Origin of the sequence: Methylobacterium sp. E-005 (assembly GCF_022829725.1) — a bacterium.
GTDB lineage: Bacteria > Pseudomonadota > Alphaproteobacteria > Rhizobiales > Beijerinckiaceae > Methylobacterium.
Map to the genome: position 1 here is coordinate 1 of NZ_JAKSYG010000109.1, position 24,397 is coordinate 24,397.

Consider the following 24,397-nt stretch of genomic DNA (forward strand, 5'->3'; position numbering starts at 1 on the left):
GGGGCGATGGTGCTGCACCTGCTGTCCGAGAAGGGCGCGCTGGATGCGGGCGGGGTTCGGGTCCGGACGATGACGCTGCCGGACACCTACCAGGACCACGACAGCCCGGAGAAGATGTACGCCGAGGCCGGGCTCGATGCCGACAGCATCGTCAAGATGGCCCTCGATACCCTGCCGGCCGAGTCCGGCAAGGCCGAGCCGGCGAGCAACGTCGTGAGCGTCCGCCGCCGCCCGCGCTGACGGCACGTTCTGCAACGACTCTCCCAACCCTCCGCCTCATCCTGAGGCGGCGGAGCGGAGCGTAGCCCTCGAGGAGCCCTCCAGCGGTCTCGCGATCCCTGGAGGGCTCCTTCGAGGCCCGCTGACGCGGGCACCTCAGGATGAGGGCGTGGGTGGGAGGCTCGGGGCGCGATGAGCCTACCCCAGCGCCTGCTCCACTGCCTTGCCGCAGGCCTGCGTATCGGCATTCCCGCCGAGGTCGCGAGTGCGCAGCGTCCGCTCGGACAGCACCCGCTCGATCCCGCTGACGATCTCGGCCGCCGCCGCGTGCTCGCCGAGATGCTCCAGCATCATCGCCCCTGACCAGATCTGCCCGATCGGATTGGCGATCCCTTGGCCCGCAATATCCGGCGCCGAGCCGTGAACCGGCTCGAACACCGACGGATGCACCCGCTCCGGGTTGATGTTGCCGGACGGGGCGATGCCGATCGTGCCCGTACAGGCGGGTCCGAGATCCGACAGGATGTCGCCGAACAGGTTGGAGGCCACCACCACGTCGAACCGGTCCGGGTTCAGGACGAAATGCGCCGTCAGGATGTCGATGTGGTACTGGTCCCAGCGCACGTCCGGATAGGACTCGGCCATCGCCTTCACCCGCTCGTCCCAGTACGGCATGGTGATCGAGATGCCGTTCGACTTCGTGGCCGAGGTCAGGTGCTTCTTCGGGCGCTTCTGGGCGAGCTCGAAGGCGAACTTGAGGATCCGGTCCGTCCCATGCCGGGTCATGATCGTCTCCTGCAGGGCGAATTCCCGGTCGGTGCCGGCGAACATCCGCCCGCCCGCATTCGAGTACTCGCCCTCGGTGTTTTCGCGGACCACCCAGAAGTCGATATCGCCGGGCTTGCGGTCGGCGAGCGGGCACTTCACCCCCGGCATCAGCCGCACCGGCCGCAGATTCGCGTACTGGTCGAATTCCCGCCGGAACAGGATCAGCGAACCCCAGAGGGAGATGTGGTCGGGCACGCGCTCCGGCATGCCGACGGCGCCGAAATAGATCGCGTCGTGCGTCTCGATCTGCGCCTTCCAGTCCTCCGGCATCATCCGGCCGTGCTGCTCGTAGTAATCGCAGCTCGCGAAATCGAACCAGTCGAGCTGGAGCGAGAAGCCGTGCCGCTTGGCCGCCTGCTCCAGCACGCGCACGCCCTCGGGCACCACCTCCTTGCCGATGCCGTCGCCCGGGATCACCGCGATGCGGTAGCGGCGCTGCTGGCTGGTCTCTGGACCGGGCATGAATCCTCCACGCGTTCTGGGAGAGCGGGCCCTCGCGGGGCCCGGGTCATCGGCGTCAGGTGATTGGTCCGCGCCGGTATCGGGTCAACACCCCGGCCTGACAATCAGTCGATTTCCCCCGCCATGGCCCGGCGCTGGCGGTCGAGTTCCTCGCTGTAGCGCTTGAGCGTGTGGCTCTCGGTGAGCAGGCCCAGCACCTTCCGGGTCTCGGGCCCGTCGACCACCGCCAGCGCCTCGCTCTCGGTGCGATCGAAGGCGGCGGCGGCGTCCTTGGCGTTCATGCCCGGGGTGAGGACATCGTCGGCGTGCAGCAGCAGGTCGGCCAGCACGGGCTGCGCCGCGGCTCCGGCATCCCGCGCGGCGGCGTGCGCCTCGGGGACGTTCACGATCCCGGCATAGCGGCCGGCCGCGTCGACGACGATCACCCGGGAGGGCGAGCCGAGGGGGTGGGCGCGCAGGAAGGTGGCCAGCGGCGTATCGACCGCCACGGTACCGGGATCCCGGCGCATGAGCCGGCCCACGGTGAGCGAGCGGATCCAGCCGATATCGTGCGGGCTGCGGATGCTCTCGCCGCGCAGATGGAAGCGCCAGGTCGCGAAGGAGTAGCCGAAGGTTTTCCGTACCGTCAGCGAGGACGCGATCACCGCGGCGAGCACCAGCCCGGTGATCGGCAGGCTGCCGGTGATCTCGAGCGTCAGGAACGTCATGGTCAGCGGACCGCCGATCACCGCCACGGCGAGCGCGCTCATGCCGATCACCGCGTAGGCGAGCGGCGTGAGGCCGAAGCCCGCGAGCGCCGGCACCAGCAGCGGCGCCGCGGCGGCGAACAGCTTGCCCGCGATGGCGCCGAGGAACAGCGAGGCGAAGAACAGGCCGCCCCGGAATCCGGAGCCGATCGAGATCGCCGAGGCCGTGGCCTTGGCGGCGAACAGCCCGGCGAGCACCGCGATCCCGTGCCCCTGCCCCTCGGCGGCGAAGTGCATGTGCAGGGCGCCGTGCCCGCCGGACAGCACCTGCGGCGTCGCGACGAGCGCCAGCGCGCCGACGCACAGGCCGCCGAAGGCAGGAGCCGCCACCCGCGGCACCCCCGAGGCCTGGACCAGCCGCTCCACCAGGGTGACCCCGCGCATGATCAGGATGCCGAGACCCGCGCAGAACAGCCCCAGGGCGAGGCTCGGCAGGATCTCCATGCTGGTGACATGCGAGGTGGTGATTGCCTGCACGTCGCCGAAATCGACCAGGGGCTGCGTCGCGATCAGCTGCTGCGCGACCAGGTTGCCGCAGAGCGCGGCGACCACCACCGGCGTCAGCGTGGCGATGGAGTAGGTGCCGATGATCAGCTCGAAGGCGTAGAAGGCGCCGGCGAGCGGCGCGCCGAACCCGGCCGCGATCGCCCCGGCGGCCCCGCAGCCGACCAGGGTCCGCAGGTCGCTCCGGCGCACCTCGAAGGCGATGCCGAGCCGCGAGGCGAGCCCGGAGGCGAGCTGCGTGTAGCCGGCCTCCAGCCCCACCGAGGCGCCACACCCGTTCGAGACGACGTTCTGGAGGGCGAGGTAGAGACTGTCGCGCAGGGACATCCGGCCGCCATGCAGGGCGTTGGCCTCGATCGGGTCGATGGCGGGTCGCTTGCGCGGGCCGCGGATGATTCCCGCCGCGACGATCACTAGCCCGAGCAGCGCGCCGCCGAGACACGGCCCGACGAGCAGGAGCACCGGTGACACGGTGTCGGCCGCGCTGAGCCGCATCCCGGACGGCAGGAGGAAGAGCAGCTCGCGCAGGCTCTGCGTGGCCCAGTTCATGGCGGAGACGGCCACCCCGGCCACGCAGCCCACCAGGGTTGCGAGCGCGACGAGGCCGCCCTCGCTGCGGCGGACGAGGCTGCGCAGCCGCCCCGGGGCCTGGACGATCCCGGCCCCTGTCCAGCGGCGCCGGGCGCGTGCGCCCTGCGGTCCGGCCGCCAGCCGGGTCGCTGGCTCCGGCGACCGGTCGCCGGGAACCCGGCCTCCGCCCTTGTCGCCGCCCCTGGTCGCCGCTGGCTGTCGCGCGCTCACAGTCCGTCCGCCCACCCCGGTCCGCCCCAGCCGTCGCATCGATGGTTCGGCCCGGTGAGCCCACTATAGGGCGCTCCTCGCCGAAATGGACGCCGGTTCGGCCCAGATCGCCCGGCGCCGGCCCCTCGACCGCCGGCGGTCACGCGGACTCTGCACAAGGCTGCGCGCATCGCTTGAAAACTGCCGCGGCCCACGATACACCCCCCGCCAGTGCCGCCGTAGCTCAGTTGGTTAGAGCACCAGATTGTGGATCTGGGGGTCCCCCGTTCGAGCCGGGGCGGTGGTACCATCCATTCAGCCGGGCAGCGCAAGGGGTTGGCGGATCGCCGGCCCCTTTTGCGTGTGGGGTCCGTCCGGTCCCTGACACTGCGGCGCCACGGGGGTGCATCCGCGGTTCCCCCCGCTTCCCAAGGACGCTAAGACCGATGTCGAACGCGGCGGCGGATCCCGCCCCGCGACCGGGCCTCCGGGAAGACGTGAGATGAGCATCCCTGAACGGCGCGTGCGAACCCTCTTCGATGAGGCGGCCATCGCCAAGCGCAACGACGAACTCGCCCAGGAAATCCTGGCGGCGCGGCCGGAGAACCTCCTGGTCGTGGCCGTCCTCAAGGGCAGCTTCATGTTTGCCGCCGACCTCCTGCGGGCGCTGCACCGGGTCGGGCTCGCGCCGCAGGTCGAGTTCGTCCATCTGTCGAGCTACCGCACCGGGACCGTGTCCAGCGGGCAGGTCGAGATCCTGCGGGACGTGCAGAGCGAGGTGCGCGGGCGCGACGTGCTGCTCGTCGACGATATCCTCGAATCCGGGCGGACCGTCGTGTTCGCCAAGGATCTGCTGATGGCCCGTGGCGCCAGCCGGGTTCTCACCGCGGTGCTGCTGGAGAAGCCCGGCAAGCGCGCCGTGACCATCGACGCGGATTTCGTCGGCTTCACCTGCCCCGACGTGTTCGTCGTCGGCTACGGGATGGACGCCGCCCACGCCTTCCGGCAATTGCCCTTCGTGGGCGTCGTCGATTACGGCAGCGGCGATCCCGATCTGTTCGATGCCTGACAGACCGCCGGGCGTCGCGGCATTTTTGCCGCAGACACGACCGGCACGCCTGTATTCGGTGCATGACATCTTGACAGATGACGGATCGGTCTGCGTCTGTCGTCTATCAAGGGTCTGACGTCGGTCGCGACGGGGCCCGGGGATCGAGGACGTTCACGGGACCACATGGCGCGCATCCTCCTGGTGGATGACGAAGAGACTGTCCGGGGCTTCCTCAAGCGGGGGCTCGAGATCGACGGGCACGCGGTCGTCACCGCCAACGATGGAAGCGACGGGCTCGATCGCCTCAACGAGGCCGATGGCGGCTTCGACCTGATGCTCACCGACATCCGCATGCCGCTCATGGACGGCATCGCCCTGGCGCTCGCGGCCAAGCGCGACTTCCCGGACCTGACCATCCTGCTGATGACCGGCTTCGCCGACCAGCGCGAGCGGGCGCGCGGGCTCGACGCCATCGTCACCGACGTGCTGACCAAGCCCTTCTCGCTGGCGGACCTCCGGGCCACGGTGAAACGCGCCCTGGCGGCCTGACCGCCGGCCGACACCGCCCCCGTCCGACGCGCCGGCCCGACACCTCACGGCACCGCTGAGGAAATCGTCGCGTCCACCGGGTTGAGCAGCGGCGCGGCGACTGATAGCAAACGCATCCGGGGCCGGTGTAGCACAGCGGTAGTGCAGCGGTTTTGTAAACCGAATGCCCGTTTTACTTGGTCCGGCACATTCCTGTTCTTCATCAGAACGTTAGCCGTTCTCAACCGGCGAAAACCGGTACATCTGTGCCGTGTTTCGTGCGGCGGCATCCTTCGCGGCGCGGGCTTCCTCGGCCGTCAGGAAGGCCAGATAGCCCTCGGTGACCTTGAGGCTGGTGTGCCCGAGCTCGTGCTGCAGCTCGTAGATGCCGCCGCGCCCGGTCCGTAGGTAATCGACGGCGAACCGGTGCCGCAGGTCGTGGAAGCGGAAGCGCCTGAACTCGCCCCCCTCCTTCTCGGCCACCGCGGCGAGCTGGCGCCCGTACAGGCTGAAGCGGGTGGCCACGTTCCGGAATGGCCGGCCGTCCGAGTGCCAGAATACCAAGCGCGTCACCATGCTGACCGGGATCTCCCGAAACAGCGCGGCCGCCTCGTCGCTCAGGGACACGTCCCGGCGCTTGTTGCCCTTGCCCAGGACGGAGATCGCCCGCCGGACCAGGTCGACGTGCCTGCGCTCCAGTGCGACGAGTTCCTCCTGGCGGCAGCCGGTGAGCAGCGCCGCTCGGATCAGGAACTTCAGGTTCCCCGGCGCGCGCGCCACCGCGATCGCGATGTCCCGGTCCTCCGGCAGGACGATCGGGTCGCGCCGTTCCTTCATGCGCCGGCTGCGCATCGCCTCGAAAGCGGGGTTACCCCGCCGCCACTTCTCATCGACCGCGAACGCGAGCACGCTGGAGAGCGCGGTGAGGTCGCGCCGGATGGTAGCGGTGGTGATACCTTTCGCGCGCCGGGCTTTAATGATCGCGGCCACCGTGTCCTCGTCGATCTCGTCGACGAACAGCGCGGTCAGGTGTGGATCGAGGATGTCGAGCGAGCCGAGGTATCGCTTGAAGGTCCTGCCGCCGATATGATGGACGATGTAGGAGCCCCACTCCTTCAACGCGTCTTCCCAACGCTTACGGTCGTCGCCGAATGAGGCGGCGGCCGTTATCCGTGCGTGCTCTGCGGCCTGGCGGCCGCGCGCAACGACTGGATCACCTGTCTTGAGGCTGAACCGGTACTCTTTGCCGGCGACGGTGAAGCGCGCCCAGAGGGTGCTACCTCGCCAGTAGCAGCCCTCCGGGGCCTTCTTGAGATCTGTGGGCATGGCGGCTTGCTCTCCTGTTCAACAAGCCAGGCGCGGATCGCCGCTTCGTTGAACGTCCACAGCCGACCAACTTTCGCGGCCGTGGGCAACAGGCGCTGTGAGGCGAGGCGCTGGACCGTCCGGACAGGTACGCCGAGGATGGCCGCGGCCTCGCCGATGGGGACGCGCTCGGGCGTGCGGGTGTCGCGTGTCACGCCCCTGGCCTCCCGAAGCGCAGGCCTTCGATGCGGGCGACCTCGGCGCGCAGCTCGGCGAGCTTCGCCGCCTGCAGCTGACGCGCGTAATTCTCCGCCGCCCAGCGCCGCCGGTGCCACATGCGGCCCTCGCCCGTGAGCCGGTACTCGTAGGCGCTGTGGACAATGGTATCGCCCTCGATCCGGGCCCAGACCCCCGGGATGACGCCGTGCGTCAGCGGATCGCTGGTGACGAACACTTGGACGAGGGGTGCGGTCTCTTCGGCCACTCAGGCCTCCGGGATCTGCGGGCGGGGGAAGGTGCGCATCGTGCCGTCGCCAGCGGCCGCGCGGAGACCGTCCGATAAGGTTCGAGCGTCCGGGCGATCCATGACGAAGCGCACGGTGATGGGCTGACCCTGGAGCATGAAGGCGATCGCGAGCTCGACGCCATCGGGTGTCGGCACCGCGTCGATCGTCCAGTCGGACCCGTCGGGCGGGATGAGGCGGAGCTGTCCCATCACGCCATTCCCAGCGCTTGGCAGTAGAGCTCGAGAATGGCCTCCTGCTCCTGGCGCTCGCTGTGATCCTGCTTGCGGATCCGCAGGATGGTCCGGACCGCCTTGGCATCGAAGCCCCGGCCCTTCAGCTCGGCGAACACCTCCTTAATGTCGCCCATGATGCCGGCCTTCTCCTCCTCCAGCCGCTCCAGGCGCTCGATGAACTGCTTCAGTTCGTCGGCGGCCACGCCTTCGGCTGAGGAGACGTCGCTGGATGTGTTGAGGCCCGCGGTCATGCCCGGCCCCGAGGCTGCGATGGTGAAACGGAGGCGCTGAAGGCCTCGTGTTCGACGCGCGCGATACGGTCGAGCGCGTGGTGCCGGATCTCGCCTAGCAAGACGTCCAGCAGCAGCCGAGATGCGTCCTGGCGGCCGCCGCAGACCGTTGCGGCAAGGCTGGCAATCGCAGAGGCCATCACCCGAGCGACGATCGACACGCTTCGAGCCTGCGGAACGGCGAGGTCCCGCAAATCGGCATAGCCGAGCATGGCGGCTTCTGTGACGTCGACGTCCATGCGCCGTGCGATCAACACAGACGAGTCCGCCGGCCCTTGTTCTGCGAAGTGTTGGCGCGTGGCCGCAACAGTGGCGGCCGCGGCGTCCCTGTAAGGCGTGATGCTCATCCGTCAGCTCCACACGATGCGGTCGAAGATCACCGCCGGTCCGGCAATCCAGGGAAGGGTTTCGGGATTGTCGGCCGGGTGATCCCGAAGCCACGCGGCACGGTAGATCGAGGTGGCGGCCTCGTTGCGGGGCAGGCCCTTCGGCCCGAAGGCCTCGTCGACGAACATGTCGGCGCGCCGGCTGCGGTGAAGCACAGTGACGTGCTCGGGCCGTCCGGCCAGGATCGGCTCCAGGACGTCGCGCAGCTCGGCGAGGCCCGGGTCGCCGGCCATGTCGACGTCGCGGTCCTCGCGCGAGCCGTCGGCGCGCAGGATGATGAGGCCGGTCTTCACGACGTCGTCTCCGAGGTGGGCTGTTCCTGTACGATCGGCGGCGCCCAGGCGCGTCCCGCCAGATACCGCTCGGCCACGCGCGCGAACCGGATCTCCCGGACGGCTTCAACCGCCGCCTCCGCCTCGCGGCGCCCGGGCGGGTCCGTCTTCAGCCCCAGCGGCAGGCCCTGCAGGAGCGCTCGGGCCGGATCCCGATAGGCGGCGACCTGCGCCTCGGTGAACCCGGCCTGGAACAGGTGGACGACGGTGCAGGCGCCCTCCGGACCGTTCTTCCGGTCGGCCATCACGCGGGCCATGCGAAAGACGTGGCGGCACGCGTCGGGCGCGCGGCGGGCGGCGTGGACGAGGGACGGCGACGGCATGGGCGGATCTCCTCAGACGCTACAGGGGATGGTTGACAGGTCAGGCGGAGCTGCGCGCGGGGCCATCAGGCTCGCATCTCCGGGAAGCCGTTGTGCTCCACGCCATCCAAGAGGCGGCCGGCGGCCTTCTTGCCGACGCGGGTCATGCGGGCGTCGGCGCCGAACTGAGCGAACTGGCGCGGCCCATAGTCGAGGTAGCTCCAGCGGCCCGGAGCCTCAGCCCAGTGCAGAGCGAATTGCCCGGGCTCGCCATCGCGGGCCGTGATGCCGCCCTGCCATTCGCCGTTCTGCTTGTGGTGGTAGGGCACGCCGGCGACCGCACAGGCATCTCGGATTTGCCGGAGCCACGTCGTGGCCGTGGGTCGCGCCCGGTGCTTGCCCTGGTCGGTCTCTCCGCCTGTGATGACCCAATCGATCCGCTCGATGTCGGAGGCCTTCAGGGCGTCGCGCACGATCGTGTGGTCACCGGCCGTCCCGTAGACGATCCTGGTGAAGTCGATGGGCCCGAGCAGGGGCTCGGCCGAGACGAACATGAAGACCGGATAGAGGTCGCGCGCGGCGTCGAGCAGGTGCCGGACGTTGCGGTTGGCGATCTCCTGGTTCTCGCAGGTCGCCCCGAGTGCCACGTTCTCCGGTAGGCCGCCGGCAGCTTTAGACATCTCGACGATGTTCTGCGGGCGCTTCGTCAGCAGCAGCCATACGAGGTTAGGCGTCTCCCGCATGAGCGCGAACCACTCGGCTCGGATCACCAGGTCGGCGCGGTTGTCGAACGGATCGCAGAGCGATGGGAACACGGTGAACCGCCGGCCGGCCGCCGCGGCCTCCCGGTCCCACTTGCGCGGGTTGCGCCAGTAGCCGGCGCTGGAGCGAACGCGCTCTCCGTGCGGACCCCACGTGACCTTGCCGTAGCGCAGGTCCATCAGGTTTTCGGCGTAGCACCCGTCGCAGGCGATGCTAACCTTGGTGCAACCGAACCACGGGCTCCATGTCCGGTCGCACCAGGAGATGCCGGTGGTCTCAGCCATGCTCACCGCTCCTTCCGCTCGACGCGGAACGTGAAGGTCCGCGCATCCTCATCGGCGCCCATGAGCAGCGCGAAGGCGTCGGAGCCGTCGACCTCCTCGACCGGGATCTCCAAGGATCCGCCGAGGCGGTTCAGGAAGGCGATGAGGAGCTGATCCTTCTTCGCCTCGATGCGGCGCTGGAGTTCGGGGTCGGCGGCGGCGGCCCGACGCTTCGGGTTAGTCATGATCGTGCCCTCCCTCGACGCAGGCCGTGCACAGGTCCTCGGCCGCCCAACCGCAGCCGAAATCACACGCATCGTTCTGCGAGCAGCCGCAGACGCGGCACACGTCGCCCAGCAGCGAGGGGATGCGCGGCATCCGACCATGACTGGCCACAAAGGCATCCTCCGGCAGAGCGTCGGACGTGACGGCCTGGAGATCGCGCCAAAGCTCGACGGTCGCCGCGTCGCTGGTGCGGTGGAAGATCTCCGGCAGGTCGTCCTGGCAGAGGCGATCGTGGAGGCTGGCCACGGCGGCCATCTCCAGCGCGATCGCGCCGATCTCGGCCTGGACGTCGGCCGGCAGCTTCGACCAGGCTTCGGCGCCATCGAAGCGTTCGGGCGCAGGCCTGTCCAGGAGGGCGGAGATCTCCGGCATCAACGCGGCTCGTCTGTCTGTTTCACCGTGAGGACCACGTCGCAGCCGACGGCCGTCTTCAGCTGATCGGCGAACTGCTCGATGCGGGCGGCGATGGCGCCGGGCTGGCCTGGGTCCGGGACAGTGATCTCGGCCGACAGCTGCGGGATGTTCCAGAGCGCCCTGGGCAGCCGGACCTCGACGCGCATGGCGCGCTCATCCGGGGACAGGCGCGGGCTCTCGCGGTTGAGGCGCACGTTGCCGGCTTGGTCGAAGGTGAGCCAAAGCGAATACAGGATCTCGGTCGGGGTGGACCGGTAGTGCTTGCCGGACGCGCTCATGCCAGGACTCCGAACAGATCCGGCGCCAGCGGTCGGCCATCAGTTGGCATGCACGGTCGCACACCATGCTCGGCCAGCGCCCGCAGGTCCGGGATCATCTCCAGGGCGATCTCGGTCTTCGTGTATTCCCAGCCCGGCAGGCAGGCGTGGGCGTAGCGGTCGTTGACCTGGAGGAAGCCGGGGAGGTTCGACCAGGTGATGTGGCACTCGCCGCGGCGTGGTTTGCTGAAGTCGAGATGCATGACGCTGGGCACGCCGCGGGTCGTCGGATCGGCGAGCGCGGCGGTCAGGGCCTCGGCAGCGATCGCCGCGGTTTCGCGTTCCTGGCGGGTCGGCGGCGGGAGCTTGGGCGCGCGGCGGGTCATGCCGCCACCCCGGCTATGTCGAGCTCCGACGCTGGCACCAACGGCTGCCAGCGGATCAGCACGCCCTCGAAGATTTCGACACCCGGATGCTCGGCGACCCAGAAGGCGACGAGCTCCCACCAGTCCGCGAAGCCATCCCGCTGGGCGAAGGCGTCGAGGTCGGGCGCGGTGCGGATCCAGCCGTCGTTGGCGAAAACGATACCGACGATCAGGTCCATCTTGATCGGCCAGACCGCGAGGCAGCGCGCTTCACCGAGCTTGGTGCATTGGCGGGTGCGCATGCCGGTGTAGAGCTGCACCAGCTCGCCTGGGCGGGCATGGCGGGACTTGCCCGCCCGTTCGGCCCGGATCGTCTGCTCCTTGGTGCCGGCGAGGATGGGCGGGCCGAACCGCTTCTTGAATGAGTAGGCGACCACGTCAGGCATCCTCGCTGATCGCGTCGGGATCGCCGTAGAGGCGCAGCGCGCGGCCGACGTCGCGGCGGCCGGAGCGCTTGAGCTCGCTGAGCCACTCGCGATGCGTCTTGTCGCTGGCGGCCGCCACCAACTCGCAGTCGGCGATCAGCGCCTGTCCGTCCGGAGGCCAGCCGAGCCAGGACAGGTAGCCGGTCTCCGGATCGGCCCAGGCGCACACCCAGGTCTCGCCGGTGGGCTTGTGGAGGATGCTGTCGCCGGTGCGGAAGGGTGGGCGGGCGGTCATGCGTGCCTCCGCCGGCCGTTGGAAACGCGATCTCGCCAGGAAGTCCGTTGCCGCGGCGGCGTGTGCGTCGGTGCCGATTGGTCCGCAACAAGTCGGAGTTGGGCGTTCTCAGCCTGAAGCTGCGCCACTCGTTCCGTCAGAGCGCGATTGGCCTCCCCAAGGCCTTCGTCGTCCGAGGCGACCGGCTCGACGGCCGGATCGATCGCGTCCGGCCCAGCGAGCAGCGCTACGAACGCCACCTTCTCGACCTTCCGGACGTCGATCCGCTCGATGTAGTTGAGGATGTAGCGGCGCAGGTCCGCGGGCTCGATCGCCCAGGCGTCGCCCCCCTGCTGCGTCAGCCGCTTCGTCCCGCGACGACCAGCCTTGAGGTCGCCGGAGATGCACAGGGCCGTGACGCCCTTGTCATCGATCCCGAGGATCCACGAACACGGGCGCCACGAGGACCTCGACGACGTGGACGCAGACGATCTCAGGCCCGTCCTCGCCCATCAGCTCGGCGCGGTAGAAGCCCTCGCCGAAGGCAGGGCCGAGGATGGTGCCGGGGACGAGGGAGCCGTCCACGCAAGGGCGGCCGATGCGGGTGCCGCGGGGGAGAGAGGCGACCATGTCAGCGGCTCGCCCGGTAGGCGGAGACGTGATTGGCGATCAGGCACGGCGCGAAGCACGCGACGAAGATGCCAAGGGAGCCGAGCAGGCAGCTCGCGACCTGGATGGCCGCCGGGGTGTGCTGGAGGTGGGCGAGGTAGGCGGTGAGCATCGGGGCGGCTCCGTCGCGAGTGGCGATGACCTATAATTCCCCAGAATGGGGATGTCAGTCAACCCCATAATGGGGAATTGCTCGTGGCGGCTTATCCACATTCGTCCACAGATGCCAGGAAACCGCCTCGACTCGCGTCGCGTTCTGGTTGCAGCATAAGAACACAACAGGAACAAATATGAGGCCCGGATGGGAGCCCTGCCGCGAGAATTCACGTCCGAACTTGCGGACGTGATCGGGATCTACATCCAATGCGAGGATTGCGGCCGGAAGTCGTACTGGCCCAGTTTCAAAGTAAGAGCCGCAGAGCGTCAAGGATTTCGGACCGTCCAGGCGCTCGGCAGTAGATTTCAATGCCACGTCTGCGAGGCGCAAGGCGGCGGGGGTCGCAACGTCACTCTGCGTCTAGTTCTAAGAGGCCAGACCTAATTTAGCCACAGGAGGCGGTTCGATGTCTCTACAGCCGATCGTAGCCCATAGCGTTCAGTTGTTCGTCCTGGTGAAAGGCCGTTTGGCTCAAGGCAGTCTCGTGGACTGCAAAGGGGCGTCGGAGGCCTGCAAGGTCGCCGAAGAAAAGGTCCGTCTCGGCCGGGCCATCGGTGCGGCCGCCTTCACCCGCACGGTCGTGGATCCGGACTACGACGATGGCGGAGATCCGATCACGCTGGCGATCTTCGGGAAGGTGCCACCAGGGTTGGCGGATCAGTTACCATTCTGAGCCAGGGCTTCAAGCTTGTCGGAACAACAGGCTCATATTATGCTTGGGCACCTGGATCAGGGACAAGTAGCCGGTCGATAAAATGCTGCCCTTCGCAGCAAAGCGATCGCAGGCCGACTGTCGCATGGGTACGGGATGAGACGCCTAAAGCCATGACCGAGCGGCGAACGATCCCGCGTCACGCCATTATCCTTCCCGCTCTATGCTGGCACGCTGACGGTTCCGAGTTCCACGCCGTCACGGTCGACATCTCGGGCGAGGGCATCTGCATGCGCTCGGCGACGATCCCGGCGTTGGACGCGCAGCTTGGCTGCTCGATCCGCGGCGTCGGGTCCATGGAGATCCGCGTCGTCCGGACGGGAGCTGCCGACTTCGCCGTGCGCGTCATGGGTCGCGGCGCCACGCCCGGTGAGGTGGTGCGCAGCCTCGTAGGTCTTGCGCGGCTGCAAGCGCCACCGTCGGAGGACGTGCGGGTCTCGCGCCGCGTCGTGCCGAACCGCAGAACCGTACAGGTCGCCCTGGCAGACGGTACGAGCGCCGCCGCTCGGATCGTGAACCTGTCCGCCTCCGGCGTGGCGCTGCAGCTGGATGTGCCGATGGAGGTTGGCCAGATGATCGTGGTCGGCCGACACCGGGCGAAGGTGGCGCGTCGGATCGATGGCGGCGTCGGTGCGGCCTTCCTGGTGCCGCTCGACGACGCGACGGTGGGTGAGAACACGGTGCTCTGACGGCCGGCTGGTCGTCCTCAGGGGCCGCCGATCAACTGCCATACCGACTGTGCCTGTCCGACCCTCGTCGATACCGGCCATCCGTGTCAGTCTCCGAGCATGGCCAAATCAGATCAGGCGACATGCGAAGTCAAAGTCGAGGGCGCGTGGCAGCCGGTCACAGCCGCCGAAGCCTACGCCCAGCATCGCTCGGCGCAGAAGCGCTGCCCTGAGTGCCACGGCCAAGTGATGACGGTGAGCACCTACAGCCACACCATCCGGATCAGGCTGAGCCACCGTAAGGGGCATGACGGCTGCTCACTGCAGCCGGACCGGTTCAAAGGCGTACGGTCGCCGCACCCGCAGGCCCTTGCCTAGGATCAGAGCCGCATTCGCTGGCGATCCGCAGAAAAATGCCACCGGGGCTATCGGATCAACTGCCATTCTAGACCGCAAGCTATTGGCCTAGGATGCCCTTGACCGAACTCCTCACAAAAAAGCCCAATCTTTCTAAAAGATAAATTATTGTTCCTACTGGACTCAGTGAGCTCTTAACGGAAAGTCTAAGTTCAATAAGCAGCTCTGCAGATGCGGCTTGTATGGAGCGAGCTGTATTGACATCTGAATTCCGATTTTTACTTTGGAATTCTCCTCCGGTCATCGCAGACGAAAAATCATTTAGTTTAACGGTTATGCTGTTTCTGCGCTGGAACAGCAGCTGCCCGATAAAACATGCCAGCAAACCATCCAAGCGGCTTTGCATTCCTAATATTTTTATCTCCAGCATATCCAGATCAAAAGTGTGTTCCTCTATTTCACTTTGATCCGTCTTCGAAGTCAGTGGCGACTTTAGCCAATACTCCGTCGCGGACTCGGTCGCTGCCTCAAGAAGGTCAGTGAAGCGCTCAACTTCCGAAGTCCATAAATCACGACGATATTGCCACCAACGTATAATTCCGGTGCTGGCAAACCCCAGAACGGCACCGGCGGCAAGTTGCGGAATATCAGCCGGCACGGGCTAGATCTGGCAATGCTTTTTCTATTGCGGCCAGGATTTGAGAAGGGTACCGCTGGAGTCTCAGCTGAGAAGTTTCAATGTTTAAATGCGAAAGTATTTCATTCTTGTCAAACCCGCTCCTAACAAGACCACCAAATGCTTCTTCGAGGAACGAGGCCGGAAGGCCCGCCACGTCATCTAAGATAATCGTGACTTTCCCCGATTTTCTTAAAACTTCACGCATCGCCGGCGCGAGGACTTCCTCCCGAAATTTCTGCCCGTTATGGGGGCCGTCCGAGCGGAAGCGGCCGCTTGGATAGCGGCTAAAATTCCGTGCGATGCTGATAGTGGCGCCCGCCATCACGCCCTCAAAATCCCAGGTCCCAACTTATCAAGGTGCCCCCAACCGGCGCATTCAGATTGAGGGTATGCGCACGCGCGCCCTTCGCCCGTTTGTACGCCCCACATCGTGAGTATATGGTTATGGAGCCGTCCCGACACAGGTCCAGCGCCGCCTCCATTGAAGGCAGGCCCTTTCCGCGATGCGCTTGGCCTGTTGACGATCGACCGACCGCCATCGCGACTCGGATAGCGGTGCCATCGTTTCTCGTATCTTCAGGGTTAGGCGCTTCCTGGAACAGCCGCCTCCATCCTCTCTCGAACACATCATATCTGTCCCAGTCGACCAGCGTTGCGGGTATGCCTAGCCCACGATCGAAGACGCTGATCACCACCCTCCTGTCGCGCTTGTCAACCAACGCTGTGAGCCACCACCCCGGGAAGTGCGGTCTCGGGAATTCTAAGCCTTTAGGATAGGCATGATGTCTTGTATTGACCAAAGCCTCTATTATCGCATCGTAGATCGCAGTATCTTCTAAAGCTTCCGGAACGCCTAATTGCCGTAACAATAAATCAACCAACTCCCCATCGGCTTCCGAACCAGAACGAAATCTCAAAATTCTTAGATTATCCCCCTCCAGAAATGCTGGTCCTGAACTATTTATTCCGGCCATTTCGAGAAAGCCGATGCCATCGAGCATCATCCGCACTTGCGGGTTCCAATTCTCATAATCTACGGCACGCGGAACGGCGGTGTGATCCCTCCTTACGCAGTCATATTCTGACGCCAAGACGAGCGCCACGGGTATCGATATATTTTTAATTTTGGTGAAATCGTAGTAATGTCCAACGCCGCTCATCTTTGTCTGAAGCACTGCACGCTTAAATTTTTGCTTGTTATGAAATCTCATCTTCCAAGAAAGGGCGAGCCTTCCTCTTACATCTTGGAGAAATGTAGCTGTCTGATTGTAATTTTCTGAGAACGACAGTACCTCGGGTACCTCCAGGGCACCAGATAGTGAAAAGCCCTGCTCGAATTTCCCGTCCCTATAAAGGCTCACTTTTTTCAGAAAATTTTGATACAGCAGCTCTGAGCTGCCTAGTTTCAGGCGGGCTTTTTTTGCGTTCTCGCGAGTTCGCTTCCGAATTACTTTTCTGCCTCGGTAAATTAGATACCTGCGCTGAGCCTCCGATAAGCGCTTCACTGCACCGGTTCCCCATCCTCCATCCGCAACACCTGCAGTCCCGCCTCCACGATCCCCTTCAGGTGCTCCAGCCCATTCACTCCGATCGGCCCCCCACCCGGTGTCCTTCCAAGGTGGTTACCACCAGGACGGCCAGCGCGTCTCCGACCTGCAGCTCGGGATCCGGCAGGCGGATCGGCAGGATGAAGTCGGTGTGGAGCTCGCCGAGCTGGAGGTAGGCGGCCTTGTCGAGGCGGAAGGGCGCGAGCTGGGTCATGAAGGCAATTGCTCCTCACCCCGATGCCAAGCCATTAGCTGCGGCTGTCCGTTTGTGAGGCCGTTTCGAAGGAGTGCCACATCTTGGGGCCATCTGAGCGTCGCGGCCTGCGCCATGGTCGCCCAGGCCCACTCGCAGCCGGCGCGGGTGCGCTCCTGCCTCAGCCACTGACGCCACTCATCGACGAGGTCGAAGATCCGCTCCGGGCAACTGCAGATCGGATCCACCCCGAACCAGTCGAGTAGGCCCGCGGGGCCAACCGCGATCGCGACGATCACGGCCCCAACAGCGATCCTGCTGGCGCGCTGGAGGAGGCGCGATCGCAGCCCGCTATAGCCGGTCGAGTCGAGGTGAGCGGCGAGCTCGGCCATGGCTCTCACATCCCGATCAGCTCGATCCACGGGATCACACGATGCAGCCGCGCCACCTCATCCTCGTCGAAGACGAGCTCCTTCGGCGGGTTAAACTGTTCGACGACGATCTTCCCGCCGCCGCGTCGCACGAGGCGCTTCACGAACGCGCTGCCGGGCTCACCCTCGCTCGGCGCCTTGAGCTCGACGATGACGATGTCCCGCGGCTTCGGCCGGCGGTGAGGATCGACGTAGAGGGGATCGCCGTCCTCGTAGCGCTCAGCCATGCTGTCGCCGACGACGTAGACGACGAACACATCTCTCTTGCCCTCGATACCGGGCGGCCGAGGCGCATAGTCGATCGTCTGGCCATTGAAGCGGAAGTCGCCATCATCCCCGCAGACGCCGGTACCGAGGACCGGTACGTCGCGCGGCCCCTTGAACGCACCGAGCGGCTTGGTAGGCTCAGCAGCAATCCGCACGTTGCTATCATCGCGGGTGCCACTTATCTCTCGCGCGCTCGTTGAGTTATTGTTGCCTTTGGCGACCTTCGCGAGATCTTCGTCCGATATCTGTCCGATTATTACGGCCGGATCTACACCATAAATCTCTGCGGCTCTGGCGATCCGATCGACTTTCAAGCCGCGGTCGCCGTCTTCGATTTTGGTATAGCCACCTTTCGACAAGCCAAAGCGATCGGCGGCCTGCTCTTGTGTCATGCCCGACACCTCTCGCAGCCGCTTGAGATTGTTCGTGAAAGGTCCCGCTTTCCCCATGGCGGGGACATTGCGGGTTTTTGAATTTTGCGTCGTTCCCCATGTTGGGGCACTCCGCTCTTGACTATGATCCCCGATTTGGGGAATTGTCCCACCCATGCGGCTGCTCGACTACATGCGAGAGGAAGGACTGGACGACGAGGCGTTCGCCGAACGCCTCGGCGAGTGCGGTCCGTACGCTGTGAAGAAGTGGAAGTACGGGGAGCGCGAGCCCGACGCCTCGACGATCGTCCGGATCGAGCGTGCGACAAGCGGGCGGGTCGGGCTTCCCGACTGGGCAGCCCAGTCGGAGGAGCGCAAGGCCAAGCGCCTCGCCGCCCCCGCCGAGGGAGCCGCGGCATGACCACCGCCCGTAACCGCTGCCCCTACTACGGCAGCCCCACCACGCCGAACGGCCACCACGTGCCGACCCCTTCCGGCAGCGTGTTCACGGCCGAGCAGTGGATCCGTTTCGCGGGTTTCCTCCTCGGCCTTTGGCGACAGGTCACGAAGAAGCCGGGCGAGGCGATCCCGTCCACCGAGCAGATGACGCTCGACTTGGCCGCGGCCGTCGGCGTGCCGCTGCCCACCCGGCAGGACCAAGTCGCCATCCTGGCCAACGGCACGAAGGTTCAGACCAAGCTGCTGCCCTACGGCTCGGCCTCGATCCCGGCCGCCCGTAATCACCGAGCAGACGGACGAGGAGATCTCCGCCGAGCGCGCGTCCATGGCCCGGGCGAACGATCGCTTCCGTGAGCGGGCGCGGCGCGAGGCTGAAGCGCAGGGCCGCGGTCAGGCCACGTGGGGTCGGATCCCGATCAGCGACGAGCTCGCCCGCCAGATCGGCCTCCGGGTGCCCGTGCCCGACCACGAGGAGGCCGACGTCCACTGAACCCACGCGCCCGGCCGATGCGCGACCAGGCCGGCCTCATCATCCAGGAGAGCTCTATGACCAACAGCATCCACCTCACCGCTGGCATCGCCGCCGCCTACGTCAGCCACAACCACGTCGCGGCGGCCGACGTGCCGCTGATGCTCACGACGCTCCACGGGGCGCTGCGCGCGCTTCAGGATGGACCTGTGACTGCGAACACCGCCGCTGCCGCGCCCGCCCCGGAGATCCCGTCCCCCTCGCAGATCCGCAAGTCGATCCGCCCGGACGGCCTCGTGAGCTTCCTCGACGGGCGCTCGTACAAGACGCTGAACCGGCATCTCACGGCGCATGGCCTCGACCCGCGGGCCTACCGCGACCGCTACGGCCTGCCGGCCGATTATCCGATGGTCGCCCCGACCTACGCCGAGCAGCGCTCCGCCCTCGCCAAGGCGATCGGACTGGGCGTGCCCGGCGGCCAAGCGAAGCGGCAGGCGGCGGAGTGACGGCAATCCCACGAAAGGCGTTCAGCAAATTTGACCCGTACCGCAAGACCCGAACGCCTCAGCGCCAAGCACGCCGAGGCCGGACTTGCCCTGCTGGTTACTGCCACATGACGATGAAGCGTTTGGGCCAAATTATGAATGCGGGCGCCAATCTCAATTTTCGGCGCCAAAAGCGTATTCAGAACGAGAAAGTAACCGTCGCCACGGTAATAACTCCCTTGATATCAGAGGATCCCCGATGCTGCGGCGCGGTGCTCAACCAATCTTTGGCCGACGCGCTGCTCCGTCGCCGCGTTCGACCCCGTTAGGCGAGCGCGACAGGCCGGCGATGAAGCGGTCGCATCAAGTCACTCTGGTGCTGCTTGGCTCGACCGCGCTCGTCGGCTGGCAGTACAGCCGTACCGCCCCGCCGATCCCCCAACCACTGCAGGTGGTGGAAAGCCCGGCCCAACCAGGCTGTGAACGTGGCGGGAGCTCCGCCTCACCGGGGTGTAGCGATGGGCGATCACCGGTACAGGATCCCACCGGCAGGAGTACTGGGACATCGTCATCCGGCGGCCATGGGGGGTTTTTCGGTTTCTTCCATGGTGGCGCATCGTCCGGTGCGTCCGGTGCGAGCGCCGCCACGGGCACCACCACGTTCGGCGGCTTCGGGGTATCGGGACGTGCGGTAGCTGCGCACGGCGCAGGTGCATAATGCGCCGCCACATCCTTAACCCACGTGAAGACTGGCGCGCGGTCGCCGCCGACGACGGATACGACTTCCACACCACGGAGGACGGGCACGAGGTCTGGTCCGAGAGCGCGGCCTACAGCTTCACCCTCGCGCAGATCGAGGATGATCTGGAGGCGCCGACCGCCGAGCTGCACCGGCTGTGCCTCGACCTCGCCGCCGAGATCGCTGAGAGCCCAGCGCTGATGCGGCGCCTCGGCATCCCGGACTGGGCCCACGGCCTCGTGACGCGCAGCCAATGCGTTCGGGATCCGCACCTCTACGGACGCTTCGATCTGGCCTACGACGGCACCGGGCCGGCGAAGCTCCTAGAGTACAACGCGGACACGCCGACCGCTCTGTTCGAGACGGCGGTGTTCCAGTGGCGATGGCTGGAGGACATGCGAGCCAGCGACGCGCTGCCGGCGGACGCCGACCAATTCAATTCGGTCCACGAGCGTCTGCTCGCCCGCCTCGTCGAGATCCGGGCCCGGGCCGGCAACGCGCTGCACCTGACCTGCATGACCGAGTTCCCCGAGGATCGCGGCACGGTCGGTTACCTCGCAGACTGCGCCGCGCAGGCCGACCTGAAGGTGCGCCTCGTCGACGTGTCGGACATCGGCCTGCGCCAGGAGGTCGGTCGCCAGACCTTCGTTGATCGCGGCGGCGAGCCAATCCGCCTGTTGTTCAAGCTCTACCCGTGGGAGTGGCTCCTGCGGGACAGCTTCGGACCGGCGATCGTCGCCAGCGGCACGACCTTCCTCGAGCCGGCCTGGAAGATGGTCTTGAGCAACAAGGGCATCCTGCCCCTGCTCTGGGAGCGCCACCCGGGCCACCCGAACCTGCTGCCGGCCTACTTCGAGGCCGACCCGCGCAAGTTCGAACTGGGCATGAGCTTCGCTCGCAAGCCGCTGCTGGGCCGCGAGGGGGCCAACGTCACCATCGTCACGGACGGGCAGGTCGCCGCGACCGAAGACGGCCCCTACGCCGGGAGCGGCTACGTCCGGCAGGCTTTGGCGCCGATACCGGACTTTGACGGGCGGCGCGTCGTGATCGGATCGTGGGTGGTCGGTGATGAGCCGGCCGGGATGATCCTGCGCGAGAGTGCTGGGCCGATCTCGAACGATAGCTCGCAGCTGGTTCCGCACTTCATCGAGCCGACGTAACAGGCCAAGTGGTTACGATCGCGACCCGATCTCAGACCAAGGCCGTCTGCCTCCAAATTCTCGACGTTGGACGCCGTGCAGCCGCAGGCGCGTCGACGCTGCACCCGATCTGATCGACCTTCCGCCAGGCGGCGCGGCAGACGATCAGCTCCCCCGTATAATCCACCGTCAGGACGAAGGCGTCGGGCACGTCCTCCGCGCCGGGCAGCGTCACCCTGATGCCGCTCACGGATCGGTCGGAGACGATGCACGGCACGGTCCTGTGCTCGTCGATCAGGATCTGGCCACTGACATCGGACAGGTATGTACGGGACTCGGTACGGCGCTCGATCATCGGGTGCTCACGGCTCAACACAAACATTGTGCGCGGCCCGCATGCAGATCGGCTCTTGGAAACCGCTCAAATTGTACGGATCGGAGCAACCCGACTGTCGCCGGCGATGGGCGGAGGGGGCAGAAGCCCGACATGCCAGGCGTCCACGATGTCGCGCTTGCCACGCTTTCGTGATCCGGAACATGCTAGGAACGAGCAGCGGCGGTTTGGGCCGCGCCACCGCGCTCAATGCTCACCCGTCCGGAAGGTCCTGATCCCCCTCGCGAGCCTTTCACCTGCGCCGACGTCGAGCGTTGGCTGAAGACGGCATTCCGGGCGATGCCCTACACGCCCATCTACGCGCCACGCGGCAACACCCTGCAGAGCGCCAACAAGAGTCAGCCCAGCGCCACCTTCGACATCCTGGCCTTCACCGGCACCGTGCTCGGCGACCGGTCCGAGGAGCGCAAGATCGTACTCGTCTGGGCTCGGGCGATCGTCACCGAAGGCGAGGTCGGCGGGTCGATCTCACAGTTCTGCCAAGCTCGGGATATGCAGAGGCGCACGTTCGACAGGAAGCGGGTGCGCGCCTGCGAGAAGATCGCGGCTGAGAAGAACAGGATCGAGCGTCGCGGTTGAGATGTCGCGCGCGAACAGCTTGACAATGTCCAAATCGGCGCTGGACCACAGTGCCGTTGCTGCTTCGTTTCGAACCGGCACAGCATTGGGGACCCACCGTGCCGGCAACGACGCAGAGCACCACCCAGAGCGCCACGAAGCGCCGCAAGATGACGATCGAGGAAGCCCTGCGCTGGGCGATCCGCGACGAGCTGCCGAAGCGCCGGGCGGACAGCCCGATCCGTGGCCCGCGATGCGCGTCCGACCCGGTCTGGCGCATGGTCGCCATGGGCGGCCCGGTCGACAACTGGTCCCGCGAGCCCGGCATGCCGCCGGCGATGGGCGACCCGCATCCCGACGCCATCACGATCGAGGCACACCTCCAGGTCCTGAGTGAGACGATGAAGCGAGCGGCCGTAGGATCCGCGAGCTGTCCACTCGATCTCTCACCCTATCCCGTCCAGGTCGACTTGCGCGGCAAGGCCAGCCTCGACGTGATGATCTCCGCCGTGTTGGACGCCACCCCCTCGTGGCTCGTGACCGGCGCGATCCGCAGGCCTCCCGAGGTTGGGGGGGGCATCGAGGTCGAGCCGGCGATGTCGGACAATGGCAAGATCACGCTCTGGCGGACAATCCATAAGCCCTGCGGCGAGGGCCCGGACGGCAAGCCGTGGTTCACCAGCCACGACGAGATCGCGACCTCGAAGGGCGATGCCCGGGACACCGGCCTGTTCTGCAAGCTGAACTACACCCGCACCGGGACTGAGGTGGTCGAGGAGCAGCTGCGCTACGCCTACTGGCACGCGGCGCTGGTCTACCTAGTGCCCGCGTTGCAGTTCCTCACCAGCATCGAGGTTCTGTCGCCCAAAGCGCCGATCGCGCCGTGGATCGAGCCGGCGGAAGAGGAGCGGACGCCGCTGCCGAACCTGCGGCCTCGCCGGCACATCGAGCGGGATCGCCGGGTGGCCGGACGGCGCGCGGCGCCGCTCCGGGCCTCGCCGGTCCGCAAGATCGACCCGCGGGACTGGTCGCCGGCGCACGAACGGCAAGCCTGACCGGGGCGCACCGAGCACTACGCAGGTGCGAAAGGTTCCATGCGACGCTCGCTCGGCTCAAGGTCGAGCTTCGTCGCCGAACCACTGAGCAGACGCCTCGCGAACACTGATATCGCCCCCGCCCGAACCGGGCATCGCACTATCGAGACGATCCATGTCCACCCTCATCCGCGCCGGCATCTCGCTCGGCGCCGTCGCAACCTACGTCGGCCTGTCCCGCCTCGCGTCGATCGAGGCCGGCATGGTGGCCGGCCGCACCGCCGTCGAGCAGCTGTCCGACAGCGACCTCGCCCCGCTGAAAACGAGTGCCACCGCCGATCTCGCGAGCGGATCCTCGCTGCCGTTCCTGGGGCTACTCGCCGTTCTGGCGCTCGTCTGGCTCGTTCCCGGACGCCGCGCGCCGCTGGCCGCCGTCCTGCTCGGCCTGGGCGTCGTCGCCATGCCGGAGCCCTCGCGCGCCTACTTCAGCAAATACGACTACGGCGAATACATCGAGATCCTGCCGAACCAGTCGGCCTTCGTGATCCCCGAGAGCGGGGACACGAAGACCAGCCAAGCCCAATTCGGCTCGGAGCGGTTCCTCGCCGAGAGCAAGGTAGCGGCCAAGCGCGTGCAGATCCCGCACACGAAGCTGCCGAACACCGGCACGCTGTCGGACTACTACGTGCCGGCCGCTCGCCTGATCATCGTCGACCGCACGCCGGTATCACGCGAGTGGACGACGTCGGCCAACCGCGGCACGTCGAGCGCCGACCAAGGCTTCCGCTTCGAAACCGCCGACTCGATCGGGCTTTCGACCTCTGTCGTCATCTCGGCCTTCGTGAAGGAGGAGGACGCGGCCAAGTTTCTGTACTGGTTCGGCACGAAGCCCGCAGCCCAGGACACGGACGAGGCCCGCTTCGCCTCGGTGCTGTACGGCCGCTCGCTCGCCGAGGTGGTGGACGGCAACGTGCACCGCACCGTGCAGGCTGCTTTGGCGCGCGAGTTCGGCCGCCGCTCGACCGACGACGCGATCCGCCAGAAGGCCGAGATCATGGCTGCCGTCGAGAAGGTGGTGACCGACCAGTTCGCGCCCATGGGCGTCACGGTGACGACCCTGGGTTTCGCCGACGAGTTGAGTTTCGCGAACGCGGCGATCCAGGCGGCCATCGACGACACCTTCATGGCCAACAAGCGGGCGCAGTCGGCCCAGGCTCAGCTCGCCACGCTGCCGATCCAGGAGCGGATCCTCGACCTGGAAATCCGCCGCTTGGATGCGCAGGCGCGGCAGACGCTCGCGGGGCGCTGGAACGGCAACGCGTCGGGGTTCCTGCCGTCTTGGGTGATCATCCCGAGCGGCATCCTCGGCACGGTCAGAAGCTGGTTCGGGGCAGGCGAGTCCAAACCCCAGTTGCCAGCCGCGACGCCCACAAAGGGCTAAGCAATCGCCGCCACGCAGCAAGGAGTGCGCGGCGCGATGCGACTGTAATTGTTCCGATAGATCGTCTCGCAAGACTGGTCACCGCCGAGCGACCGCGAAAGTTGAGATCC

37 protein-coding genes, 1 tRNA gene and 2 pseudogenes are annotated in these 24,397 nt (G+C 66.6%); 14 read left to right on the top strand and 26 right to left on the bottom strand.

Annotated features, from left to right (window positions below; all coding sequences use genetic code 11):
- Nucleotides 1-240, top strand: a pseudogene (locus MKK88_RS13120) (1-deoxy-D-xylulose-5-phosphate synthase); the annotation flags it as partial.
- Between the two features lie 177 nt (nucleotides 241-417).
- Here MKK88_RS13120 and MKK88_RS13125 read toward each other — a convergent pair.
- Nucleotides 418-1,509, bottom strand: coding sequence for a tartrate dehydrogenase (locus MKK88_RS13125; protein ID WP_244000324.1), 1,092 nt, complete (start codon nucleotides 1,507-1,509; stop codon nucleotides 418-420).
- A gap of 104 nt (nucleotides 1,510-1,613) precedes the next feature.
- Nucleotides 1,614-3,560 (bottom strand): chloride channel protein, encoded by a 1,947-nt coding sequence (locus tag MKK88_RS13130; RefSeq protein ID WP_244000325.1) that lies wholly within the window; start codon nucleotides 3,558-3,560, stop codon nucleotides 1,614-1,616.
- Between the two features lie 212 nt (nucleotides 3,561-3,772).
- On the opposite strand from MKK88_RS13130, the gene MKK88_RS13135 reads away from it, so the two are divergent.
- The 3 genes from MKK88_RS13135 (at nucleotide 3,773) to MKK88_RS13145 (ending at nucleotide 5,139) form a co-directional block, all read left to right on the top strand.
- Nucleotides 3,773-3,849: transfer RNA gene (locus tag MKK88_RS13135), tRNA-His, on the top strand.
- A gap of 192 nt (nucleotides 3,850-4,041) precedes the next feature.
- A complete protein-coding gene (gene hpt / locus MKK88_RS13140; RefSeq protein WP_244000327.1) occupies nucleotides 4,042-4,608 on the top strand; it encodes a hypoxanthine phosphoribosyltransferase in 567 nt (188 codons plus the stop codon).
- A 165-nt stretch (nucleotides 4,609-4,773) separates the two neighbouring features.
- Entirely contained in the window at nucleotides 4,774-5,139 is a 366-nt protein-coding gene (locus MKK88_RS13145) for a response regulator (RefSeq protein WP_010687322.1), read from the top strand.
- Nucleotides 5,140-5,349: 210 nt separating this feature from the next.
- Here the strand turns inward: MKK88_RS13145 and MKK88_RS13150 are convergent, their stop codons facing one another.
- The 17 genes and pseudogenes from MKK88_RS13150 to MKK88_RS13225 form a co-directional block, all read right to left on the bottom strand.
- Nucleotides 5,350-6,444, bottom strand: coding sequence for a tyrosine-type recombinase/integrase (locus MKK88_RS13150; protein WP_244000329.1), 1,095 nt, complete (start codon nucleotides 6,442-6,444; stop codon nucleotides 5,350-5,352).
- 35 nt (nucleotides 6,445-6,479) lie between these two features.
- A pseudogene (locus MKK88_RS34275) lies at nucleotides 6,480-6,638 on the bottom strand (helix-turn-helix domain-containing protein); the annotation flags it as partial.
- Nucleotides 6,635-6,907 carry a hypothetical protein gene (locus MKK88_RS13155; RefSeq protein WP_244000330.1) on the bottom strand — a complete coding sequence of 91 codons (273 nt, stop codon included), beginning with the start codon at nucleotides 6,905-6,907 and terminating at the stop codon, nucleotides 6,635-6,637. The pseudogene MKK88_RS34275 and the gene MKK88_RS13155, both read right to left, overlap by 4 nt.
- Entirely contained in the window at nucleotides 6,908-7,138 is a 231-nt protein-coding gene (locus tag MKK88_RS13160; protein ID WP_244000332.1) for a hypothetical protein, read from the bottom strand.
- Nucleotides 7,138-7,413 carry a DUF2312 domain-containing protein gene (locus MKK88_RS13165; protein WP_244000334.1) on the bottom strand — a complete coding sequence of 92 codons (276 nt, stop codon included), beginning with the start codon at nucleotides 7,411-7,413 and terminating at the stop codon, nucleotides 7,138-7,140. Before MKK88_RS13165 ends, MKK88_RS13160 begins: the two co-directional genes overlap by 1 nt.
- Nucleotides 7,410-7,799 carry a hypothetical protein gene (locus tag MKK88_RS13170; protein WP_244000337.1) on the bottom strand — a complete coding sequence of 130 codons (390 nt, stop codon included), beginning with the start codon at nucleotides 7,797-7,799 and terminating at the stop codon, nucleotides 7,410-7,412. Before MKK88_RS13170 ends, MKK88_RS13165 begins: the two co-directional genes overlap by 4 nt.
- A 3-nt stretch (nucleotides 7,800-7,802) precedes the next feature.
- Nucleotides 7,803-8,132, bottom strand: a complete 330-nt coding sequence (locus MKK88_RS13175; protein ID WP_244000339.1) for a hypothetical protein — start codon at nucleotides 8,130-8,132, stop codon at nucleotides 7,803-7,805.
- Nucleotides 8,129-8,494: a hypothetical protein gene (locus MKK88_RS13180; protein ID WP_244000341.1), complete on the bottom strand. Its 366-nt coding sequence runs from the start codon at nucleotides 8,492-8,494 to the stop codon at nucleotides 8,129-8,131. Before MKK88_RS13180 ends, MKK88_RS13175 begins: the two co-directional genes overlap by 4 nt.
- 65 nt (nucleotides 8,495-8,559) lie before the next feature.
- Nucleotides 8,560-9,519 carry a DUF5131 family protein gene (locus tag MKK88_RS13185; protein ID WP_244000343.1) on the bottom strand — a complete coding sequence of 320 codons (960 nt, stop codon included), beginning with the start codon at nucleotides 9,517-9,519 and terminating at the stop codon, nucleotides 8,560-8,562.
- 2 nt (nucleotides 9,520-9,521) lie between these two features.
- Nucleotides 9,522-9,743: a hypothetical protein gene (locus MKK88_RS13190; protein WP_244000344.1), complete on the bottom strand. Its 222-nt coding sequence runs from the start codon at nucleotides 9,741-9,743 to the stop codon at nucleotides 9,522-9,524.
- A complete protein-coding gene (locus MKK88_RS13195) occupies nucleotides 9,736-10,155 on the bottom strand; it encodes a hypothetical protein (RefSeq protein WP_244000347.1) in 420 nt (139 codons plus the stop codon). The genes MKK88_RS13190 and MKK88_RS13195 overlap by 8 nt, the downstream gene beginning before the upstream one ends.
- The gene (locus MKK88_RS13200; protein ID WP_244000348.1) at nucleotides 10,155-10,475 is read right to left on the bottom strand and encodes a hypothetical protein; all 321 of its coding nucleotides are present in this window, start codon (nucleotides 10,473-10,475) and stop codon (nucleotides 10,155-10,157) included. The genes MKK88_RS13195 and MKK88_RS13200 overlap by 1 nt, the downstream gene beginning before the upstream one ends.
- On the bottom strand, nucleotides 10,472-10,840 hold the full coding sequence (locus MKK88_RS13205) for a hypothetical protein (protein WP_244000350.1): 369 nt from the start codon (nucleotides 10,838-10,840) through the stop codon (nucleotides 10,472-10,474). The genes MKK88_RS13200 and MKK88_RS13205 overlap by 4 nt, the downstream gene beginning before the upstream one ends.
- Nucleotides 10,837-11,256, bottom strand: a complete 420-nt coding sequence (locus MKK88_RS13210; protein WP_244000352.1) for a hypothetical protein — start codon at nucleotides 11,254-11,256, stop codon at nucleotides 10,837-10,839. The genes MKK88_RS13205 and MKK88_RS13210 overlap by 4 nt, the downstream gene beginning before the upstream one ends.
- A gap of 1 nt (nucleotide 11,257) precedes the next feature.
- Entirely contained in the window at nucleotides 11,258-11,539 is a 282-nt protein-coding gene (locus MKK88_RS13215; RefSeq protein ID WP_244000354.1) for a hypothetical protein, read from the bottom strand.
- A gap of 405 nt (nucleotides 11,540-11,944) precedes the next feature.
- Nucleotides 11,945-12,148 (bottom strand): hypothetical protein, encoded by a 204-nt coding sequence (locus MKK88_RS13220; protein WP_244000357.1) that lies wholly within the window; start codon nucleotides 12,146-12,148, stop codon nucleotides 11,945-11,947.
- 1 nt (nucleotide 12,149) lies between these two features.
- The gene (locus MKK88_RS13225; RefSeq protein WP_244000359.1) at nucleotides 12,150-12,299 is read right to left on the bottom strand and encodes a hypothetical protein; all 150 of its coding nucleotides are present in this window, start codon (nucleotides 12,297-12,299) and stop codon (nucleotides 12,150-12,152) included.
- A 451-nt stretch (nucleotides 12,300-12,750) separates the two neighbouring features.
- On the opposite strand from MKK88_RS13225, the gene MKK88_RS13230 reads away from it, so the two are divergent.
- Together MKK88_RS13230 and MKK88_RS13235 are read left to right on the top strand one after the other, a co-directional pair.
- Nucleotides 12,751-13,017, top strand: coding sequence for a hypothetical protein (locus MKK88_RS13230; RefSeq protein WP_244000361.1), 267 nt, complete (start codon nucleotides 12,751-12,753; stop codon nucleotides 13,015-13,017).
- Nucleotides 13,018-13,169: 152 nt separating this feature from the next.
- On the top strand, nucleotides 13,170-13,745 hold the full coding sequence (locus tag MKK88_RS13235) for a PilZ domain-containing protein (protein ID WP_244000363.1): 576 nt from the start codon (nucleotides 13,170-13,172) through the stop codon (nucleotides 13,743-13,745).
- A 436-nt stretch (nucleotides 13,746-14,181) separates the two neighbouring features.
- Here MKK88_RS13235 and MKK88_RS13240 read toward each other — a convergent pair whose 3' ends face one another.
- The 6 genes from MKK88_RS13240 to MKK88_RS13265 all read right to left on the bottom strand — a co-directional run bounded on the left by MKK88_RS13240 (nucleotide 14,182) and on the right by MKK88_RS13265 (nucleotide 17,746).
- Nucleotides 14,182-14,739, bottom strand: a complete 558-nt coding sequence (locus MKK88_RS13240; RefSeq protein ID WP_244000365.1) for a hypothetical protein — start codon at nucleotides 14,737-14,739, stop codon at nucleotides 14,182-14,184.
- Nucleotides 14,729-15,082, bottom strand: a complete 354-nt coding sequence (locus MKK88_RS13245) for an STAS-like domain-containing protein (protein ID WP_244000367.1) — start codon at nucleotides 15,080-15,082, stop codon at nucleotides 14,729-14,731. The genes MKK88_RS13240 and MKK88_RS13245 overlap by 11 nt, the downstream gene beginning before the upstream one ends.
- Before the next feature lie 7 nt (nucleotides 15,083-15,089).
- Nucleotides 15,090-16,265, bottom strand: a complete 1,176-nt coding sequence (locus MKK88_RS13250) for a hypothetical protein (RefSeq protein WP_244000369.1) — start codon at nucleotides 16,263-16,265, stop codon at nucleotides 15,090-15,092.
- A 76-nt stretch (nucleotides 16,266-16,341) separates the two neighbouring features.
- Nucleotides 16,342-16,521: a hypothetical protein gene (locus MKK88_RS13255; protein ID WP_244000371.1), complete on the bottom strand. Its 180-nt coding sequence runs from the start codon at nucleotides 16,519-16,521 to the stop codon at nucleotides 16,342-16,344.
- On the bottom strand, nucleotides 16,518-16,892 hold the full coding sequence (locus MKK88_RS13260; protein ID WP_244000373.1) for a hypothetical protein: 375 nt from the start codon (nucleotides 16,890-16,892) through the stop codon (nucleotides 16,518-16,520). Before MKK88_RS13260 ends, MKK88_RS13255 begins: the two co-directional genes overlap by 4 nt.
- A 5-nt stretch (nucleotides 16,893-16,897) precedes the next feature.
- The gene (locus tag MKK88_RS13265; protein ID WP_313902316.1) at nucleotides 16,898-17,746 is read right to left on the bottom strand and encodes a helix-turn-helix domain-containing protein; all 849 of its coding nucleotides are present in this window, start codon (nucleotides 17,744-17,746) and stop codon (nucleotides 16,898-16,900) included.
- Here MKK88_RS13265 and MKK88_RS13270 point away from each other — a divergent pair.
- The 5 genes from MKK88_RS13270 to MKK88_RS13290 all read left to right on the top strand — a co-directional run bounded on the left by MKK88_RS13270 (nucleotide 17,745) and on the right by MKK88_RS13290 (nucleotide 20,881).
- On the top strand, nucleotides 17,745-17,990 hold the full coding sequence (locus MKK88_RS13270; RefSeq protein WP_244000376.1) for a helix-turn-helix domain-containing protein: 246 nt from the start codon (nucleotides 17,745-17,747) through the stop codon (nucleotides 17,988-17,990). The two genes, MKK88_RS13265 and MKK88_RS13270, sit on opposite strands and share 2 nt — an antisense overlap.
- Nucleotides 17,987-18,382, top strand: coding sequence for a hypothetical protein (locus MKK88_RS13275; protein WP_244000378.1), 396 nt, complete (start codon nucleotides 17,987-17,989; stop codon nucleotides 18,380-18,382). The genes MKK88_RS13270 and MKK88_RS13275 overlap by 4 nt, the downstream gene beginning before the upstream one ends.
- Nucleotides 18,354-18,518, top strand: coding sequence for a hypothetical protein (locus MKK88_RS13280; RefSeq protein WP_244000380.1), 165 nt, complete (start codon nucleotides 18,354-18,356; stop codon nucleotides 18,516-18,518). The genes MKK88_RS13275 and MKK88_RS13280 overlap by 29 nt, the downstream gene beginning before the upstream one ends.
- A 56-nt stretch (nucleotides 18,519-18,574) precedes the next feature.
- Nucleotides 18,575-19,003 carry a MucR family transcriptional regulator gene (locus tag MKK88_RS13285; RefSeq protein WP_244000382.1) on the top strand — a complete coding sequence of 143 codons (429 nt, stop codon included), beginning with the start codon at nucleotides 18,575-18,577 and terminating at the stop codon, nucleotides 19,001-19,003.
- Nucleotides 19,004-19,699: 696 nt separating this feature from the next.
- Nucleotides 19,700-20,881: a glutathionylspermidine synthase family protein gene (locus tag MKK88_RS13290; RefSeq protein WP_244000384.1), complete on the top strand. Its 1,182-nt coding sequence runs from the start codon at nucleotides 19,700-19,702 to the stop codon at nucleotides 20,879-20,881.
- 31 nt (nucleotides 20,882-20,912) lie between these two features.
- Here MKK88_RS13290 and MKK88_RS13295 read toward each other — a convergent pair whose 3' ends face one another.
- Nucleotides 20,913-21,215, bottom strand: a complete 303-nt coding sequence (locus MKK88_RS13295) for a PilZ domain-containing protein (protein ID WP_244000386.1) — start codon at nucleotides 21,213-21,215, stop codon at nucleotides 20,913-20,915.
- Between the two features lie 318 nt (nucleotides 21,216-21,533).
- Here MKK88_RS13295 and MKK88_RS13300 point away from each other — a divergent pair, with 318 nt between their 5' ends.
- From MKK88_RS13300 to MKK88_RS13310, 3 genes are all read left to right on the top strand, one after another.
- The gene (locus MKK88_RS13300; protein ID WP_244000388.1) at nucleotides 21,534-21,833 is read left to right on the top strand and encodes a hypothetical protein; all 300 of its coding nucleotides are present in this window, start codon (nucleotides 21,534-21,536) and stop codon (nucleotides 21,831-21,833) included.
- A gap of 98 nt (nucleotides 21,834-21,931) precedes the next feature.
- A complete protein-coding gene (locus MKK88_RS13305) occupies nucleotides 21,932-22,867 on the top strand; it encodes a hypothetical protein (RefSeq protein WP_244000390.1) in 936 nt (311 codons plus the stop codon).
- A gap of 154 nt (nucleotides 22,868-23,021) precedes the next feature.
- A complete protein-coding gene (locus tag MKK88_RS13310; protein ID WP_244000392.1) occupies nucleotides 23,022-24,287 on the top strand; it encodes an SPFH domain-containing protein in 1,266 nt (421 codons plus the stop codon).
- Nucleotides 24,288-24,397 lie beyond the last annotated feature (110 nt).

Excerpts from the sequence above, each read along its gene's own strand:
- MKK88_RS13125 (WP_244000324.1), bottom strand. The coding sequence starts at position 1,509 with ATGCCCGGTCCAGAGACCAGCCAGCAGCGCCGCTACCGCATCGCGGTG.
- hpt (WP_244000327.1), top strand. The coding sequence starts at position 4,042 with ATGAGCATCCCTGAACGGCGCGTGCGAACCCTCTTCGATGAGGCGGCC.
- MKK88_RS13145 (WP_010687322.1), top strand. The coding sequence starts at position 4,774 with ATGGCGCGCATCCTCCTGGTGGATGACGAAGAGACTGTCCGGGGCTTC.
- MKK88_RS13150 (WP_244000329.1), bottom strand. The coding sequence starts at position 6,444 with ATGCCCACAGATCTCAAGAAGGCCCCGGAGGGCTGCTACTGGCGAGGT.
- MKK88_RS13160 (WP_244000332.1), bottom strand. The coding sequence starts at position 7,138 with ATGGGACAGCTCCGCCTCATCCCGCCCGACGGGTCCGACTGGACGATC.
- MKK88_RS13165 (WP_244000334.1), bottom strand. The coding sequence starts at position 7,413 with ATGACCGCGGGCCTCAACACATCCAGCGACGTCTCCTCAGCCGAAGGC.
- MKK88_RS13170 (WP_244000337.1), bottom strand. The coding sequence starts at position 7,799 with ATGAGCATCACGCCTTACAGGGACGCCGCGGCCGCCACTGTTGCGGCC.
- MKK88_RS13180 (WP_244000341.1), bottom strand. The coding sequence starts at position 8,494 with ATGCCGTCGCCGTCCCTCGTCCACGCCGCCCGCCGCGCGCCCGACGCG.
- MKK88_RS13185 (WP_244000343.1), bottom strand. The coding sequence starts at position 9,519 with ATGGCTGAGACCACCGGCATCTCCTGGTGCGACCGGACATGGAGCCCG.
- MKK88_RS13190 (WP_244000344.1), bottom strand. The coding sequence starts at position 9,743 with ATGACTAACCCGAAGCGTCGGGCCGCCGCCGCCGACCCCGAACTCCAG.
- MKK88_RS13195 (WP_244000347.1), bottom strand. The coding sequence starts at position 10,155 with ATGCCGGAGATCTCCGCCCTCCTGGACAGGCCTGCGCCCGAACGCTTC.
- MKK88_RS13200 (WP_244000348.1), bottom strand. The coding sequence starts at position 10,475 with ATGAGCGCGTCCGGCAAGCACTACCGGTCCACCCCGACCGAGATCCTG.
- MKK88_RS13205 (WP_244000350.1), bottom strand. The coding sequence starts at position 10,840 with ATGACCCGCCGCGCGCCCAAGCTCCCGCCGCCGACCCGCCAGGAACGC.
- MKK88_RS13215 (WP_244000354.1), bottom strand. The coding sequence starts at position 11,539 with ATGACCGCCCGCCCACCCTTCCGCACCGGCGACAGCATCCTCCACAAG.
- MKK88_RS13220 (WP_244000357.1), bottom strand. The coding sequence starts at position 12,148 with ATGGTCGCCTCTCTCCCCCGCGGCACCCGCATCGGCCGCCCTTGCGTG.
- MKK88_RS13225 (WP_244000359.1), bottom strand. The coding sequence starts at position 12,299 with ATGCTCACCGCCTACCTCGCCCACCTCCAGCACACCCCGGCGGCCATC.
- MKK88_RS13230 (WP_244000361.1), top strand. The coding sequence starts at position 12,751 with ATGTCTCTACAGCCGATCGTAGCCCATAGCGTTCAGTTGTTCGTCCTG.
- MKK88_RS13235 (WP_244000363.1), top strand. The coding sequence starts at position 13,170 with ATGACCGAGCGGCGAACGATCCCGCGTCACGCCATTATCCTTCCCGCT.
- MKK88_RS13245 (WP_244000367.1), bottom strand. The coding sequence starts at position 15,082 with ATGGCGGGCGCCACTATCAGCATCGCACGGAATTTTAGCCGCTATCCA.
- MKK88_RS13255 (WP_244000371.1), bottom strand. The coding sequence starts at position 16,521 with ATGACCCAGCTCGCGCCCTTCCGCCTCGACAAGGCCGCCTACCTCCAG.
- MKK88_RS13260 (WP_244000373.1), bottom strand. The coding sequence starts at position 16,892 with ATGGCCGAGCTCGCCGCTCACCTCGACTCGACCGGCTATAGCGGGCTG.
- MKK88_RS13270 (WP_244000376.1), top strand. The coding sequence starts at position 17,745 with ATGCGGCTGCTCGACTACATGCGAGAGGAAGGACTGGACGACGAGGCG.
- MKK88_RS13265 (WP_313902316.1), bottom strand. The coding sequence starts at position 17,746 with ATGGGTGGGACAATTCCCCAAATCGGGGATCATAGTCAAGAGCGGAGT.
- MKK88_RS13275 (WP_244000378.1), top strand. The coding sequence starts at position 17,987 with ATGACCACCGCCCGTAACCGCTGCCCCTACTACGGCAGCCCCACCACG.
- MKK88_RS13280 (WP_244000380.1), top strand. The coding sequence starts at position 18,354 with ATGGCCCGGGCGAACGATCGCTTCCGTGAGCGGGCGCGGCGCGAGGCT.
- MKK88_RS13285 (WP_244000382.1), top strand. The coding sequence starts at position 18,575 with ATGACCAACAGCATCCACCTCACCGCTGGCATCGCCGCCGCCTACGTC.
- MKK88_RS13290 (WP_244000384.1), top strand. The coding sequence starts at position 19,700 with ATGCGCCGCCACATCCTTAACCCACGTGAAGACTGGCGCGCGGTCGCC.
- MKK88_RS13295 (WP_244000386.1), bottom strand. The coding sequence starts at position 21,215 with ATGATCGAGCGCCGTACCGAGTCCCGTACATACCTGTCCGATGTCAGT.
- MKK88_RS13300 (WP_244000388.1), top strand. The coding sequence starts at position 21,534 with ATGCCCTACACGCCCATCTACGCGCCACGCGGCAACACCCTGCAGAGC.
- MKK88_RS13310 (WP_244000392.1), top strand. The coding sequence starts at position 23,022 with ATGTCCACCCTCATCCGCGCCGGCATCTCGCTCGGCGCCGTCGCAACC.